Source organism: Pseudomonas oryzagri (assembly GCF_020831405.1).
Taxonomy (GTDB): Bacteria; Pseudomonadota; Gammaproteobacteria; order Pseudomonadales; family Pseudomonadaceae; genus Geopseudomonas; species Geopseudomonas oryzagri.
The window spans coordinates 81,742-96,744 of the sequence record NZ_JAJHPU010000018.1 but is presented as its reverse complement, the minus strand read 5'-3'; the positions used below and the strand labels follow the sequence as shown (position 1 = coordinate 96,744).

The window sequence follows — 15,003 nt, the reverse complement described above, 5'->3', positions numbered from 1 at the left end:
GCTCCCCCGGGGGCGCTGGAACTGCGCGCGCTTCGCGCCCACTCGCGGGAATGCGCCGCGCAGCATGCCAGCGCTGGGCGCAGGCATGCTCAGCCCTCACAGGGCGGAGAAGTCCACCGGCTCGCCGCCCTGCTCGCGGACCAGGCGCGCGAGCATCGCCGGCAGCGCCTCGCCATTGGCGTCGCACACCCAGGTGGCGGCCGTCTCGTCGTAGTCGAAGTGGAAGCCGCCCGAGCGCGCCGCCAGCCACAGCTGGCGCAGCGGCTCCTGGCGGCTGAAGATCAGCTGGCTGCCGTTGTCGAAGCGCACGGTGAGCACGCCACCGCTGTTTTCCAGATCCACATCCAGGTCGCTGGCATCGAAGGCATCCTCGACCGCCCGCTGCAGGGCGTCCACCAGGCTATGGAAGCGGGCTTCGCTGAGACTCATGGGCTTTTCTCCACTGAAACGGAAAGGCTCCCGGAGCGCCTGCCGGACGCTGCGCGACGCAGCGCGCAAGCCGCGCCCGCCGCGCGTCCCGGCGCATAGGCAAGCCCACGGGGGGCCGGTATACTCCGGCGCATTCGATGCTTTTACAAGGATTTCCGCCATGAAGCGCCTGCTGCTTCCGCTCCTCGCGCTGCTCGTGATCAGCGCGGGCCTCACCGGCTGCGGCCAGAAAGGGCCGCTGTACCTGCCCGGCGACGACAAGGCCGGCCACAGCAAAGACCGTTTCGAACTCTAAGATTCTGCGCACCCGCCCCTGCCGCGGGTGCCCCGGCTCCCCCAGGAGGCCTCATGCAACCCTTCCAGTACCGCGACGGCCAGCTGTTCGCGGAGGGCGCGGCGCTGTCCGCCATCGCCGAGCGCTTCGGCACCCCCACCTACGTCTACTCGCGCGCCCACATCGAGGCGCAGTTCCGCGCCTACGCCGACGCGCTGACCGGCATGCCGCACCTGGTGTGCTTCGCGGTCAAGGCCAACTCCAACCTCGGCGTGCTCAACCTGCTCGCCCGTCTGGGCGCCGGCTTCGACATCGTCTCGCGCGGTGAACTGGAGCGCGTGCTGGCCGCCGGCGGCGACCCGGCCAAGGTGGTGTTCTCCGGGGTCGGCAAGACCCGCGACGACATGCGCCGGGCGCTGGAAGTCGGCGTGCACTGCTTCAATGTCGAGTCCGAGGTCGAGCTGGAGCGCCTGCAGCAGGTGGCGGCGGAGCTGGGCGTCAAGGCGCCGGTGTCGCTGCGCGTCAACCCGGATGTCGATGCCCAGACCCACCCGTACATCTCCACCGGCCTCAAGGAGAACAAGTTCGGCGTCAGCATCGACGTCGCCGAGCGCGTCTACGCCCGCGCCGCCGAACTGCCGAACCTCGAGGTGGTCGGTGTCGACTGCCACATCGGCTCGCAGCTGACCCAGCTCGACCCGTTCCTCGACGCCCTCGAGCGCCTGCTGGCGCTGGTCGACCGCCTGGCCGCACGCGGCATCCAGATCAAGCATCTGGATCTGGGCGGCGGCCTCGGCGTGCGCTACCGCGACGAGGAGCCGCCGCTGGCCGGCGACTACATCAAGGCGGTGCGCGAGCGTCTGGCCGGCCGCGAGCTGGCGCTGGTGTTCGAGCCGGGCCGCTCGATCGTCGCCAACGCCGGCGTGCTGCTGACCCGCGTCGAGTACCTCAAGCACACCGAGCACAAGGACTTCGCGGTGATCGACGCGGCGATGAACGACCTGATCCGCCCGGCGCTGTACCAGGCGTGGATGGACATCGTGGCCGTGCAGCCGCGCGACGGCGAAGCGCGCCGCTACGACCTGGTAGGGCCGATCTGCGAGACCGGCGACTTCCTCGGCAAGGACCGCGAGCTGGTGCTGGCCGAGGGCGACCTGCTGGCGGTGCGCTCGGCCGGTGCCTACGGTTTCGTCATGAGTTCCAACTACAACACCCGCGGTCGCGCCGCCGAGGTGCTGGTGGACGGCGAGCAGGTGCACCTGGTGCGCCGCCGCGAAAGCATCGAAGAGCTGTACGCCGGCGAAAGCCTGCTGCCCAACTGATCCGGAGGCCGGCATGCTGCTGCGTTTCACCAAGATGCACGGGCTGGGCAACGACTTCATGGTCCTCGACCTGGTCACCCAGCACGCCCACGTGCAGCCCAAGCACGTGCGCCAGTGGGGCGACCGCCACACTGGCGTCGGCTTCGACCAGCTGCTGATCGTCGAGCCGCCGAGCCGTCCGGACGTGGACTTCCGCTATCGCATCTTCAACGCCGACGGTTCCGAGGTGGAACAGTGCGGCAACGGCGCGCGCTGCTTCGCCCGCTTCGTGCTGGACAAGCGGCTGACCGCCAAGAAGCGCATTCGGGTCGAAACCAAGAACAGCGTGATCGAGCTGAACGTGCGCAGCGACGGGCAGATCACCGTGGACATGGGCGCACCGCGCCTCGAGCCGAGCGAGGTGCCCTTCGTCGCCGCCGAGGCGGCGATCGCCTACGAGGTCGAGGTGGGCGGGCGCACCGTCGAGCTGGCCGCCATCTCGATGGGTAACCCGCACGGCGTGCTGCGCGTCGACGATGTCGACAGCGCCCCGGTGCACGAACTCGGCCCGCAGCTTGAGACCCATCCGCGCTTCCCGCAGAAGGCCAACATCGGCTTCCTGCAGATCGTCGACGCCCACCGGGCGCGCCTGCGCGTCTGGGAGCGCGGCTGCGGCGAGACCCAGGCCTGCGGCACCGGCGCCTGCGCCGCCGCGGTGGCCGCCATTCGCCAGGGCTGGCTGAGCTCGCCGGTGCAGATCGAACTGCCCGGCGGCAAGCTGTCCATCGAGTGGGCCGGCCCCGGCCAACCGGTGCTGATGACCGGCCCGGCGATGCGCGTGTTCGAAGGCCAGGTGCGCCTGTGAGCGAGCTTCCGGAGCTGGACGCCGAACAGGTGGCCGCCTGGCTGGCGGCGCACCCGCAGTTCTTCGTCGGCCGCGACGAGCTGCTCGAGCAGCTGCTGATCCCCCACGAGGCGGGCCACGCGGTGTCGCTGGTCGAGCGCCAGCTGCGCCTGCTGCGCGAGCGCAACCACGAGCTGCGCGCGCGCCTGACCCAGCTGATGGACATCGCCCGCGACAACGATCGCCTGTTCGCCCGCACCCGCCGGCTGATCATCGCCCTGCTCGACGCCGACGACCTCGAGGAGCTGGTGGCCGCCGCCGAGGACAGCCTGCGCCACGACTTCCAGGTGCCCTACGTCAGCCTGCTGCTGTTCAGCGACAACCCGCCGGCGGTGGGCCACTGGGTCAGCCCGGAGCAGGCCCAGCAGGCGGTCGGCGCCCTGCTCGCCGGCAACAAGACGGTATGCGGCGTGCTGCGCCCCAGCGAACTGGCCTTCCTGTTCCCCGCCGAAAACGTCGGCAGCATCGGCTCGGCGGCGGTGGCGGTGCTCGACCACCAAGGTCTGCACGGCGTGCTGGCGCTCGGCAGCCCCGACCCGCAGCATTACAAGAGTTCCTTGGGCACCGTGTTCCTCGGCCACGTGGCGGAGATCATCGCCCGCCTGTTGCCGCGCCTGGTGCCCGCGCTGCGGCCGGTGCGCTGAGGCGACGCCGCGCCGTCTTCGCCAAGCCGGGTGGAAGACGACCGCCGGTGTTTTCCACCCTCCCGATTCTCGGTGGAAAATCGCTGCGCGAGTTTTCACCCCACGTGTGGGGCAACCCCGGGAGCCCGCCATGCACGCCGAACTCGACGCCTACCTCGACCATCTGCGCCGTGAGCGCCAGCTGTCGGCGCACAGCCTGGCCGGCTACCGCCGCGACCTCGACAAGCTGCTCGCCCTGGCCGCCGAGGCCGGCCTGAGCCACTGGGAACAGCTCGACGACAAGGCGCTGCGCCGCCTGCTCGCCAGCCTGCACCAGCAAGGCCTGGCGCCGCGCAGCCTGGCGCGCTGGCTGTCGGCGGTGCGCGGCCTGTACCGCTACCTGATCCGCGAAGGGCATTGCCGCCACGACCCCAGCGCCGGCCTGCGCCCGCCGAAGCGGCTCGACACCGAGCGCGACCAGCAGCTGCTCGACGGGGCTGCGGGCGACGCTGCGCTGGAGCTGGAAGACGACTTCCTCGCCCGCCGCGACCAGGCGATGCTCGAGCTGTTCTACTCCTCCGGCCTGCGCCTGTCCGAGCTGACCGAGCTCGACCTCGCGCACCTCGACCTCGCCGCCGGCCGGGTGCGGGTGCGCGGCAAGGGCGACAAGGTTCGCGAGCTGCCGGTCGGCCGCCAGGCGCGCGAGGCGCTGCAGGCCTGGCTGGCGCTGCGCGAGGGCGTCGCCGTCGACCAGGCGTTGTTCGTCGGCCGGCGCGGCCAGCGCCTCGGTCCGCGTGCGGTGCAGCTGCGCGTGCACCAGGCGGGGGTACGCGCCCTCGACCAGCGCCTGCCTCCGCACATGCTGCGCCCCGATCTCGTCAGCCCCCTGCGCGAGCCGCCCCGGCACCTGCGGGCGGTGCAGGAGTCGCTCGAGCCTGCCGGCATCGGCACTTCGCAGAGCTATGCCCGTCTCGACTTCCAGTACCTGGCGCACGTCTACGACCGGGCCCACCCGCGTGCCCACCGGCGCAGCGCAGAGCCCCCGGCACGCGACGAAGACGACAGCCCGGAATGATTTCCGGCGGTATGATGGGTGGACCTACCGCAATACTCGGCCATTCGGGAGGCCGCCCGTGACCCTGCGCCTGATCACCTTCGACCTCGACGACACCCTGTGGGACGTCGGCCCGGTCCTCGACACCGCCGAAGCCGGCCTGCTCGCCTGGCTGGCCGAGCACGCCCCGGAACTCGGCGCCGCGGCCGGCGAGCGCCTGCAGCACAGCAAGCGCTGGGTACTGGAACAGGACCCGGACCTGGGCGGGCGCATCAGCGAGCTGCGCCGCCGCACCCTGCGCCATGGCCTGCTCGGCGCCGGCTACGCCGAGGCCGAGGCCGCGGCGCTGGCCGAGCAGGCCTTCGAGCACTTTCTCACCGCGCGCCAGCAGGTCAGCCTGTTCCCCGAGGTGCTGCCCACCCTGGAACAGCTCGGCCGCCAGTTCCGCCTGGGCGTGCTGACCAACGGCAACGCCGACGTGCGCCGCATCGGCATCGCCGACTACTTCCACTTCGCCTTCAATGCCGAAGAGCTGGGAGTCAGCAAGCCCGATCCGCGCGCCTTCCACGCCGCACTGGCGCACGCCGAGGTGCCGGCGCACGCCGCCGTGCATATCGGCGACCACCCGCGCGACGACATCCGCGGCGCCCAAGCGGTCGGCATGCGCGCGGTGTGGGTCAATCCGCAGGGCAAACCCTGGGAGGGCGAAGGCCGTCCCGACGCGCAGATCGCCAGCCTGGCCGAACTGCCGGCGCTGCTCGCCGCCTGGCAGGCCGGACGCTGAGCCCGTTGGCGCAGCGTCCCGCTCCCCGCCAGGTCGGCGCGCCATCCCCCCTCTTCTCCCCGTCGCCCGTGCCTCTGGCCGTGACCCTGGCGCTACCCGCCCTGGTGCTGCTGGCCGGCCTGCTCGCCGGCGGCATTCGCCTGCCCGGCCTGCTTGCCGGCGTGCTGTTCGCCGGCTGGCTGCTGTATCCGCCGGGCCATCTGCCGACCAACCTGTGGCTGGGCGCCAGCCTGCTCGCCGGCGTGGCGCTGGCCGCCCATGCGCTGCCCGGCTTCGCGCCGCTGGCGCTCAGCGAGCCGCGCCCGCTCAGCCCCGATGCCGCGCCCTACGGCGTACGCCTGCACTGGGACAAGCTGCTGCTCGGCGCCACCCTGCTGGCCTGGTGGTGGCGAGCCGGGCGCCGGCCGGCTGCGCCGCCACGCCCAGCCGCCGCCTGGCTGTGCGCGCTGGCCACCCTGCTGGGCATGCCGGCGCTGGCCTGGACGCTCGACGTGGTGGCCTGGCAGCCGAAATGGCCGGCGGAACTGCTGCCGTGGCTGGCGGTGAACCTGGGAGTGACGGCGCTGGCCGAGGAGCTGCTGTTCCGCGGCCTGCTGCAGGGCGCGCTCGTCGCCCGTCTCGGTGCGGCGCGCGGTATCGGCCTCACCGCCCTGCTGTTCGGCCTGGCCCACGCGCCGTTCAGCGCGGCCTTCGCCGTGGCCGCCGGGCTGGCCGGGCTCGGCTACGGCTGGATTCTCCAGCTGTCCGGCCGCCTGGGCGCGGCCGTGCTGCTGCACGGCGCGGTCAATCTGGGGCACTTCCTGCTGCTCAGCTATCCGCTGCGCCTGGCCTGAAAACGACGAGGGCGATCCCGGCCAGGCCGGGATCGCCCTCGCTACCCGCTCCGCGCCGATCAGATCGGGCGGCTGCCGTACTTGCTGTCCGGCTTCTTGGGCGGATCGGCAACCACGTTGGATTCGATTTCCTGCACCTTGCCGCCGCGTGCCAGGAATTCCTCCATGGCCTTGGCCAGCGCGTCGCGCTCCTTCTGCTTGGCCTCGACGGAGGGCAGCTCTTCGGGCTCGGCCTCCTTCTTGGACTTCTTGGCAGCCGGTGCGGCCGCTTCCTCCTCGTCGCCGCCGTCGTCATCCGGCGCAGCGCCCAGCTCCTCTTCGCCTTCCTCGGCGCCTTCCAGCTCGTCCTGTTCCAGATCTTCTTCGCTCATGATGGGGACCCCATGGTGCTGCAAAAGCATTTTCTATATAGCCCAACAGCGTCGCTTGCGCGCGCTGCCGGTGCGGATTCCGTCGACCCGGGCGGCCATGGCCCACCGAGTGGTGGGAACAAAGCCCGACTCCAGAGCCATTCGCGCGCATTCTAGCGTGCCGCCAGAAAAAGCAAAGGGCACCCGCAGGTGCCCTTTGTCCGCCGCGCGGAACCACCGGGGTCAACTCTTGCGAGTGAACTCCGGATAGGCCTCCATACCGCATTCGACAATGTCGACGCCGGCATATTCGTCCTCGGCGTCCACGCGCAGGCCCATCACCACCTTGAGGACGCCCCACACCACCAGGCTGGCGGAGAACACCCAGGCGAAGATGCAGGCGATGCCGAGCAGCTGCGCGCCGAAGCTGGCGGCGTCGTTGGTCAGCGGCACGGCGAGCAGGCCCCACAGACCGCCCAGGCCGTGCACGGCGATGGCGCCGACCGGGTCGTCGATCTTCAGCTTGTCGAGCAGCAGCACGCCGCCGACGCACAGCACGCCGCCCACCGCGCCGATCAGCAGGGCCACCTGCGCGGTCGGCGTCACCGGCTCGGCGGTGATCGACACCAGGCCGGCCAGGGCGCCGTTGAGCGCCATGGTCAGGTCGGCCTTGCCGAACAGCAGACGGGCGGCGATCAGCGCGGCGAGCAGGCCGCCGGCGGCGCCCAGGTTGGTGTTGAGGAAGGCCGCGGCCACCGCGTTGGCGTCCTCGATGCTGCTCACCTTGAGCTGCGAGCCGCCGTTGAAGCCGAACCAGCCGAACCACAGGATCAGCGCGCCCAGGGTGGCCAACGGCAGGTTGGCGCCGGGAATGGCGTTGACCTGGCCGTCCGGGCCGTACTTGCCGCGCCGCGCCCCGAGCAGCAGCACGCCGGCCAGCGCCGCCGAGGCGCCGCACAGGTGCACCATCCCCGAGCCGGCGAAGTCGTGGAAGCCGGCCTGGTCGAGGAAGCCGGAGCCCCACTTCCAGTAGCCCTGCACGGGGTAGATGAAGCCGGTCATCACCACCGCGAAGGCGAGGAAGCTCCACAGCTTCATGCGCTCGGCCACCGCGCCGGAGACGATCGACATGGAAGTGGCGACGAACACCACCTGGAAGAAGAAATCGGCGCGCTTGGAGAAGGCCGGTGCGCCCTCGCCACCGGCGGCGACCACGTCGACCGCGTGCTCGTCGCCGATCAGGAAGCCCAGGCTGGGCAGGAAGCCGCCTTCCGGGCTGGAGTACATGATGTGGTAGCCGATCAGCAGGTACATCACGCAGGCCACGCCGTAGAGCACGACGTTCTTGGTGAGGATCTCGGCGGTGTTCTTGGCGCGCACCAGGCCCGACTCGAGCATGGCGAAACCGGCGGCCATCCACATCACCAGAGCACCGCAGACCAGCAGGTAGAAGGTATCGAGGGCGTAGTGCAGGGGAATCAGATTGCTATCCATGGAGAGACCTTTTTTCGCAGGCGCAGGGGCGCCCGTGACGGGCGCCCGAAGGCGCCCGCCATGTCCATCATTGGCGAAGGCTTAGAGGTTGTAGCCGCGCTCGTTGTGCTCGGAGAGGTCGAGGCCGCTGCTCTCGGCTTCCTCGCTGACACGCAGACCGACCACCAGGTCGAGGACCTTGAGGATCACGAAGGTGACGATGGCGGTGTAGACGACGGTGAAGGCCACACCCTTGAACTGGGTGAACAGCTGGGCGCCGATGTCTTCCACGGTGCCGAAGCCACCGAGGGCGGGAGCCGCGAAGGCACCGGTGAGGATGGCGCCGACGATGCCGCCCACGCCGTGCACGCCGAAGGCGTCCAGCGAGTCGTCATAGCCCAGCTTGCGCTTGAGGGTGGTGGCGGACAGGAAGCACACCACGCCGGAAACCAGGCCGATCACCAGGGCGCCCATCGGGCCGGCGGTACCGGCGGCCGGGGTGATGGCGACCAGGCCGGCGACCACGCCGGAAGCGATACCCAGGGCGCTGGGTTTGCCGTGGGTGATCCACTCGGCGAACATCCAGCCCAGGGCGGCGGCGGCGGTGGCGATCTGGGTCACCAGCATGGCCATGCCGGCGGTGCCGTTGGCGGCGATGGCCGAACCGGCGTTGAAGCCGAACCAGCCGACCCACAGCATGCCCGCACCGATCAGGGTGTAGCCCAGGTTGTGCGGCGCCATGTGGGTGGTCGGGTAGCCCTTGCGGCGGCCGATCACCAGGCAGGCCACCAGGCCGGCGATACCGGCGTTGATGTGCACCACGGTGCCGCCGGCGAAGTCCAGCACGCCCCAGTCCCACATCAGGCCGCCGTTGCCGGACCAGACCATGTGGGCGATCGGCGCATAAACGAGAGTGAACCACACGCCGGTGAAGACCAGCATGGCCGAGAACTTCATGCGCTCGGCGAAGGCGCCGACGATAAGCGCCGGGGTGATGATGGCGAAGGTCATCTGGAAGAAGATGAACACGCTTTCCGGGAAGGCGCCGATCAGGCTGTCGGTGCCGAGGCCGGCGAGGAACGCCTTGGACAGGCCACCGATGAAGGAATTGAAGTTGACGACACCCTGTTCCATGCCGGTGGTGTCGAAGGCCAGGCTGTAGCCGTAGATGACCCACAGCACGCTGACCAGGCCGGTGATGGCGAAGCACTGCATCATCACCGACAGGACGTTCTTGGAACGCACCATGCCGGCGTAGAAGAGTGCCAGGCCGGGAACGGTCATGAACAGCACCAGCGCACTGGCGGTCATCATCCAGGCGGTGTCACCGCTGTTCAGGGTGGTCTCGGCGGCCAAGGCCAGACCGGGGTTTACGAGGGACAACAGGGCTCCGAGCCCTGCGATCTTGCGCAGAGTCATGTGTTACTCCTGGGGCGGGGGGTTCGGTGGAGTAAGAAGTGGCGGCTCAGACCGCGTCGGTGCCGGTTTCGCCGGTACGGATGCGGATGGCCTGCTCGAGGTTGACCACGAAGATCTTGCCGTCGCCGATCTTGCCGGTGTTGGCAGCCTTGGTGATGGCGTCGATTACCGAATCCAGCTGGTCGTCGGCGATCGCCACGTCGATCTTCACCTTGGGCAGGAAATCGACCACGTATTCCGCACCGCGATACAGCTCGGTGTGACCCTTCTGACGACCGAAGCCCTTGACCTCGGTGACGGTAATGCCCTGCACGCCGATTTCCGACAGCGATTCGCGCACGTCGTCGAGCTTGAACGGCTTGATGATGGCGGTGACTAGCTTCATGAAAGTTTCTCCCGTAATGGTGGACTTGCCCCAGGAACAACGAACCCATGACAAGTCTAAGCGCAGAGTCCGGCGTTTGTAACAGGGGGCAGGCACTGCGCAGGCTGGATTCAACGTCGGCCGGCTGCTGACAACGGAGCTGTCCCCTGCTCCATCCGGCCTGCGGCTGAAGCCCGCGGGCACCGGCAACACTGCGCACTGCAGGTTTCTTGCCAATTCTTCGCATTCGCTTGTTTTTCATGGACTTACGCCAATTCCCTGAATTTAGCCACCAATTGCCGGCCACTTATGCACCAGTAAAGCGCATCTCCAGCATTTCATCGCTCAATTCGGGTGCAGCCGCTTGCCGCCGCCTGTTGCAAATGCACCAACACTGGGCGCGAATTGCGACAACGCGTGCAGGGGCCGATCGGCCGGGTTGTTCTGCTAGACTGGCGCCTTCTTTTGCAGGAATACCGCCATGCTGCCGCCCAAAGCCGTCCTCGACCTGTTCGCCAGCCAGGCCAGCCGCCTGTTCGGCGCCGACTCGCCGCTGCCGCGCGGCGAACTGGAAGCCCAGTTCAAGGCCCTGCTGTCCAGCGCCTTCGGCAAGCTGGATCTGGTCGGCCGCGACGAGTTCGACGCGCAGATGGCGGTGCTGGCCCGCACCCGCGCACGCCTGGAAGCCCTCGAGGCCCGTGTAGCGGAACTGGAAGCCCGCCTGGAGCCGCCGCACCCATAAGGCGCGCTCCACGGGACAGCCGATCAAGGAGCGATCATGTCCCTCGCCATCGTCCACAGCCGCGCCCAGCTCGGCATCGACGCCCCGGCGGTCAGCGTCGAGGCCCACCTGGCCAACGGCCTGCCCTCGCTGACCCTGGTCGGCCTGCCGGAAACCGCCGTGCGCGAGAGCAAGGACCGCGTGCGCAGCGCGATCCAGAGCTGCGGCTTCGACTATCCCAATCGGCGCATCACCCTCAACCTGGCGCCCGCCGACCTGCCCAAGGACGGCGGCCGCTTCGATCTGGCCATCGCCCTGGGCATCCTCGCCGCCAGCGAACAGTTGCCCGCCGCCGGCCTGGAAAATCTCGAATGCCTCGGCGAGCTGGCGTTGTCCGGCGCCCTGCGCCCGCTGCGCGGCGTGCTGCCGGCGGCGCTGGCGGCGCGCGCGGCCGGGCGCGCGCTACTGGTGCCGCGCGCCAACGCCGAGGAGGCCGCGCTGGTCTCGGGGCTGACCCTGTACGCCGCCGAACACCTGCTGGAGGTGGCCGCCCACCTGGCCGGGCACACCCCGTTGGCGCCCTGGACCGCGACGGGACAACCGGCTGCGGCGCCGAGCCCGGGCGATATCGCCGAGGTGCAGGGCCAACTGGCCGCCAAGCGCGCCCTGCTGGTCGCCGCCGCCGGCCGCCACAACCTGTTGCTCAGCGGCGCGCCGGGCACCGGCAAGACCCTGCTGGCCAGCCGCCTGCCCGGCCTGCTGCCGCCGCTCTCCGAGGCCGAGGCGCTGGAGGTCGCCGCCATCCACTCGGTCGCCGGCCTGGCGCCGCTGTCCGGCTGGCCGAGCCGGCCGTTCCGCCAGCCGCACCACAGTGCCTCCGGCCCCGCGCTGGTCGGCGGCGGCACACGGCCCAAGCCCGGCGAGATCAGCCTGGCGCACCAGGGCGTGCTGTTCCTCGACGAGTTGCCGGAGTTTCCCCGCCACGTGCTCGACGTGCTGCGCCAACCCCTGGAGAGCGGCGAGATCGTCATCGCCCGCGCCCAGGACAAGCTGCGCTTCCCGGCGCGCTTCCAGCTGGTGGCGGCGATGAACCCCTGCCCGTGCGGCTATCTGGGCGACGCCGAGCAGCGCTGCCGCTGCACTCCCGAGCAGGTGCAGCGCTACCGCGCGCGGCTGTCCGGGCCGCTGCTCGATCGCATCGACCTGCATCTGCACGTGCGCCGCGAACCGACCCGCCTGCACGCCGCCGCCGAAGGGGCGGACAGCGCCAGCCTGGCGCGCCAGGTGGCTGCCGCCCAGCAGCTGCAATTCACCCGCCAGGGCTGCGCCAACGCCTATCTCGACCTGCCCGGTCTGCAGGCCCATTGCGCCCTGGCCGAAGACGACCGCCTGTGGCTGGAGAGCGCCGGCGAGCGCCTGCGCCTGTCGCTGCGCGCCCTGCACCGGGTACTCAAGGTGGCGCGCACCCTCGCCGACCTGGAGGGTCGCGAGCGCATCGAGCGCGCCCAGCTGGCCGAAGCGCTGCAGTACCGCGCGCCGGGCGAGGGCTGAACGGCTCGCGCAGCACCGCACCATTCATGGGCGCCGGAAGGGTTCTGGCGCTGTCACGCGGCCTGGCCGCAGAGGGGGAAGGAAATGACGAAATTCACGCTGACGATTCGCAACGAGAAAAGGGAAAGCCAGCGCGTGGCGGTTTTCCAGCAGCCACCACAGGGGCAGGGTGAATACCTGGCCCAGGCCTGGCAGGTGCCGAGCCCGCCGGCGCAGGTCGACTGGTCGTCCGCCTACGAAACGTGGACCGGCGTCACCGTGGCCACGCCGGGAGCCGAGCCCGCCAATCCACGCGGCCTCGACCCAGCGGCCTTCGCGCCCGGCACCCTGGGGCAGTTCTTCGCGCCTGCCGACCAGGCCCCCGCCCCGCAGGAGCCTGAGGCGCTCACCGCCGCCAGCCCAGGCCTCCAGCACCTCGACGGCGGCCCGTTACTGGCCGAGGGCGACGGGGCCCCGGCGCAACCGGTCGACCTCCGCCAGGGGAGTTCCGGCCTGCCCCGGTCCAGCAGCGACACGGACTGAGCTGCGGCCATCCATCCGGACGCCCGGGGCAGTCCGCCGGCGGACTGCCTGCTAAACTGCCGCCTCTTCGCAGCCAGACACCCTGCCCGCATGTCCCGACTCAATCCCCGCCAGCAGGAAGCCGTCCACTACATCAGCGGTCCGCTGCTGGTGCTGGCCGGCGCCGGTTCCGGCAAGACCAGCGTGATCACCCGCAAGATCGCCTACCTGATCCAGCAGTGCGGCATCGCCGCCCGCCACATCGTCGCGGTGACCTTCACCAACAAGGCCGCGCGCGAGATGAAGGAGCGCGTCGGCAGTCTGCTGCGCGGCAAGGAAGGCGCCGGCCTGACGGTGTCGACCTTCCACAACCTCGGCCTCAACATCATTCGCAAGGAACACGCCCACCTGGGCTACAAGCCGGGCTTCTCGATCTTCGACGAGGGCGACATCAAGGCGCTGCTCGCCGACATCATGCAGAAGGAGTACCAGGGCGACGACGGCGTCGACGAGATCAAGAACCTGATCGGCGCCTGGAAGAACGACCTGATCCTCCCCGAAGAGGCGCTGGAGCGGGCGCGCAACCCGCGCGAGCAGACTGCCGCCATCGTCTACCTGCACTACCAGCGCACCCTCAAGGCCTACAACGCGGTCGACTTCGACGACCTGATCCTGCTGCCGGTCAAGCTGTTCCAGGAGCACCCCGAGGTGCTGCAGAAGTGGCGCCACCGCGTGCGCTACATGCTGGTCGACGAGTACCAGGACACCAACGCCAGCCAGTACCTGCTGGTCAAGCTCTTGGTCGCCGAGCGCGCGCAGTTCACCGTGGTCGGCGACGACGACCAGTCGATCTACGCCTGGCGCGGCGCGCGCCCCGAAAACCTCATGCAGCTCAAGGAGGACTTCCCCAGCCTCAAGGTGGTGATGCTGGAGCAGAACTACCGCTCCACCAGCCGTATCCTCAAGTGCGCCAACGTGCTGATCGCCAACAACCCGCACGTGTTCGAGAAGCAGCTGTGGAGCGAGATGGGCCACGGCGACGAGATCCGCGTGATCCGCTGCAAGAACGAGGAAGCCGAGTGCGAGCGCATCGCCATGGAGATCCTCACCCAGCACCTGCGCACCCAGCGGCCGTACAGCGAGTTCGCCATCCTCTACCGCGGCAACTACCAGGCCAAGCTGATGGAGCTGAAACTGCAGCACCACCAGATCCCCTATCGTCTCTCCGGCGGCACCAGCTTCTTCGCCCGCCAGGAGGTGAAGGACCTGATGAGCTACTTCCGCCTGCTGGTCAACCCGGACGACGACAACGCCTTCCTGCGGGTGATCAACGTGCCGCGCCGCGAGATCGGCTCGGCGACCCTGGAGAAGCTCGGCAACTACGCCACCGCGCGCAAGGTGTCGATGTACCAGGCCTGCGACGAGCTGGGCCTGGGCGAGCACCTCGACGCGCGCTTCACCGAGCGCCTGGCGCGCTTCAAGCGCTACATGGACGCGCTGCGCCAGCGCTGCGCCCAGGAGGAGCCGATCGCCGCGCTGCGCCAGATGATCGCCGACATCGACTACGAGAACTGGCTGCGCGAGAACAGCTCCACCGACAAGGCCGCCGACTACCGGATGAGCAACGTCTGGTTCCTCCTCGAGGCGCTGAAGAACACCCTGGAGAAGGACGAGGACGGCGAGATGACCATCGAGCAGGCCATCGCCAAGCTGGTGCTGCGCGACATGCTCGAACGCCAGCAGGAAGAGGAAGACGGCGCCGAGGGCGTGCAGATGATGACGCTGCACGCCTCCAAGGGCCTGGAGTTCCCCTCGGTGTTCATCATGGGCATGGAGGAGGAAATTCTCCCCCATCGCTCGAGCATCGAGGCCGATACCGTCGAGGAGGAGCGCCGCCTGGCCTACGTCGGCATCACCCGCGCCAAGCAGAACCTCGCCATCACCTTCGCCGCCAAGCGCAAGCAGTACGGCGAGGTGATCGACTGCCTGCCCAGCCGCTTCCTCGACGAGCTGCCCCAGGAAGATTTGCAGTGGGAAGGCCAGGAGGACGCCCCGGTGGAGGTCAAGGCGGCGCGCGGCAACAACGCGCTGGCCGATATCCGCGCGCTGCTCAAGCGCTGAGCACGGCGCGCCGGCGGACCTCTGGCGGGCCAGTGAGCGCCGCCGCTGTGTTGCAGGATATGTGCGGCGCAGGCGGCATGGCGAGCCGCGGCGCCGCCTGCACCGACCAAGAAGCCAGCCGATTGGCGCATTGGGTCACCCGTTGACTGCTGCTTTGCCCATCCTGTCCTGAATGTCCCAAGGGTCTGCGCCGCCGGCCGTCCCCTGGCCGGGGCGACTGGCCTTTTCCCCGCGAGCTGTGTAGGGTGAAAACGGGTGTCGGGCTGCGCCAGCAGTCGGACAGGCTTCTTGTGTTGGTCGG

The 15,003-nt window shown here is 69.6% G+C and carries 16 protein-coding genes; 11 read left to right on the top strand and 5 right to left on the bottom strand.

Annotated features, from left to right (window positions below):
• Positions 1-96 precede the first annotated feature (96 nt).
• Complete coding sequence (gene cyaY / locus LMJ29_RS07395) at positions 97-429, bottom strand: iron donor protein CyaY (RefSeq protein WP_229604873.1); 333 nt, start codon at positions 427-429, stop codon at positions 97-99.
• Positions 430-589: 160 nt separating this feature from the next.
• Here cyaY and lptM point away from each other — a divergent pair, with 160 nt between their 5' ends.
• The 7 genes from lptM to LMJ29_RS07360 all read left to right on the top strand — a co-directional run bounded on the left by lptM (position 590) and on the right by LMJ29_RS07360 (position 6,202).
• Entirely contained in the window at positions 590-724 is a 135-nt protein-coding gene (gene lptM, locus LMJ29_RS07390) for an LPS translocon maturation chaperone LptM (RefSeq protein ID WP_229604872.1), read from the top strand.
• Positions 725-777: 53 nt separating this feature from the next.
• A complete protein-coding gene (lysA, locus tag LMJ29_RS07385; protein WP_229604871.1) occupies positions 778-2,025 on the top strand; it encodes a diaminopimelate decarboxylase in 1,248 nt (415 codons plus the stop codon).
• A 13-nt stretch (positions 2,026-2,038) separates the two neighbouring features.
• A complete protein-coding gene (gene dapF / locus LMJ29_RS07380; protein WP_229604870.1) occupies positions 2,039-2,869 on the top strand; it encodes a diaminopimelate epimerase in 831 nt (276 codons plus the stop codon).
• Positions 2,866-3,552: a DUF484 family protein gene (locus tag LMJ29_RS07375; RefSeq protein WP_229604869.1), complete on the top strand. Its 687-nt coding sequence runs from the start codon at positions 2,866-2,868 to the stop codon at positions 3,550-3,552. Before dapF ends, LMJ29_RS07375 begins: the two co-directional genes overlap by 4 nt.
• 130 nt (positions 3,553-3,682) lie before the next feature.
• A complete protein-coding gene (locus tag LMJ29_RS07370; RefSeq protein WP_229604868.1) occupies positions 3,683-4,606 on the top strand; it encodes a tyrosine-type recombinase/integrase in 924 nt (307 codons plus the stop codon).
• Between the two features lie 58 nt (positions 4,607-4,664).
• On the top strand, positions 4,665-5,369 hold the full coding sequence (locus tag LMJ29_RS07365) for an HAD family hydrolase (protein WP_229604867.1): 705 nt from the start codon (positions 4,665-4,667) through the stop codon (positions 5,367-5,369).
• A 68-nt stretch (positions 5,370-5,437) separates the two neighbouring features.
• Positions 5,438-6,202 carry a CPBP family intramembrane glutamic endopeptidase gene (locus LMJ29_RS07360; RefSeq protein ID WP_229604866.1) on the top strand — a complete coding sequence of 255 codons (765 nt, stop codon included), beginning with the start codon at positions 5,438-5,440 and terminating at the stop codon, positions 6,200-6,202.
• Positions 6,203-6,261: 59 nt separating this feature from the next.
• On the opposite strand, the gene sutA is transcribed toward LMJ29_RS07360, so the two are convergent.
• The 4 genes from sutA to glnK all read right to left on the bottom strand — a co-directional run bounded on the left by sutA (position 6,262) and on the right by glnK (position 9,829).
• Positions 6,262-6,573: a transcriptional regulator SutA gene (gene sutA, locus LMJ29_RS07355; protein WP_229604865.1), complete on the bottom strand. Its 312-nt coding sequence runs from the start codon at positions 6,571-6,573 to the stop codon at positions 6,262-6,264.
• A 222-nt stretch (positions 6,574-6,795) separates the two neighbouring features.
• Positions 6,796-8,046 (bottom strand): ammonium transporter, encoded by a 1,251-nt coding sequence (locus LMJ29_RS07350; RefSeq protein ID WP_229604864.1) that lies wholly within the window; start codon positions 8,044-8,046, stop codon positions 6,796-6,798.
• Between the two features lie 81 nt (positions 8,047-8,127).
• Positions 8,128-9,444, bottom strand: coding sequence for an ammonium transporter (locus LMJ29_RS07345; protein WP_229604863.1), 1,317 nt, complete (start codon positions 9,442-9,444; stop codon positions 8,128-8,130).
• A gap of 46 nt (positions 9,445-9,490) precedes the next feature.
• Complete coding sequence (glnK, locus tag LMJ29_RS07340) at positions 9,491-9,829, bottom strand: P-II family nitrogen regulator (RefSeq protein ID WP_229604862.1); 339 nt, start codon at positions 9,827-9,829, stop codon at positions 9,491-9,493.
• 460 nt (positions 9,830-10,289) lie between these two features.
• Between glnK and LMJ29_RS07335 the strand changes: the two genes are divergently transcribed.
• The 4 genes from LMJ29_RS07335 (at position 10,290) to rep (ending at position 14,702) form a co-directional block, all read left to right on the top strand.
• Positions 10,290-10,550, top strand: a complete 261-nt coding sequence (locus tag LMJ29_RS07335; protein ID WP_229604861.1) for an accessory factor UbiK family protein — start codon at positions 10,290-10,292, stop codon at positions 10,548-10,550.
• Between the two features lie 36 nt (positions 10,551-10,586).
• Positions 10,587-12,080, top strand: coding sequence for a YifB family Mg chelatase-like AAA ATPase (locus LMJ29_RS07330; protein ID WP_229604860.1), 1,494 nt, complete (start codon positions 10,587-10,589; stop codon positions 12,078-12,080).
• A gap of 84 nt (positions 12,081-12,164) precedes the next feature.
• Positions 12,165-12,602 carry a hypothetical protein gene (locus LMJ29_RS07325; protein ID WP_229604859.1) on the top strand — a complete coding sequence of 146 codons (438 nt, stop codon included), beginning with the start codon at positions 12,165-12,167 and terminating at the stop codon, positions 12,600-12,602.
• A gap of 90 nt (positions 12,603-12,692) precedes the next feature.
• Positions 12,693-14,702, top strand: a complete 2,010-nt coding sequence (gene rep / locus LMJ29_RS07320) for a DNA helicase Rep (protein WP_229604858.1) — start codon at positions 12,693-12,695, stop codon at positions 14,700-14,702.
• The last annotated feature ends 301 nt before the right edge of the window (positions 14,703-15,003 follow it).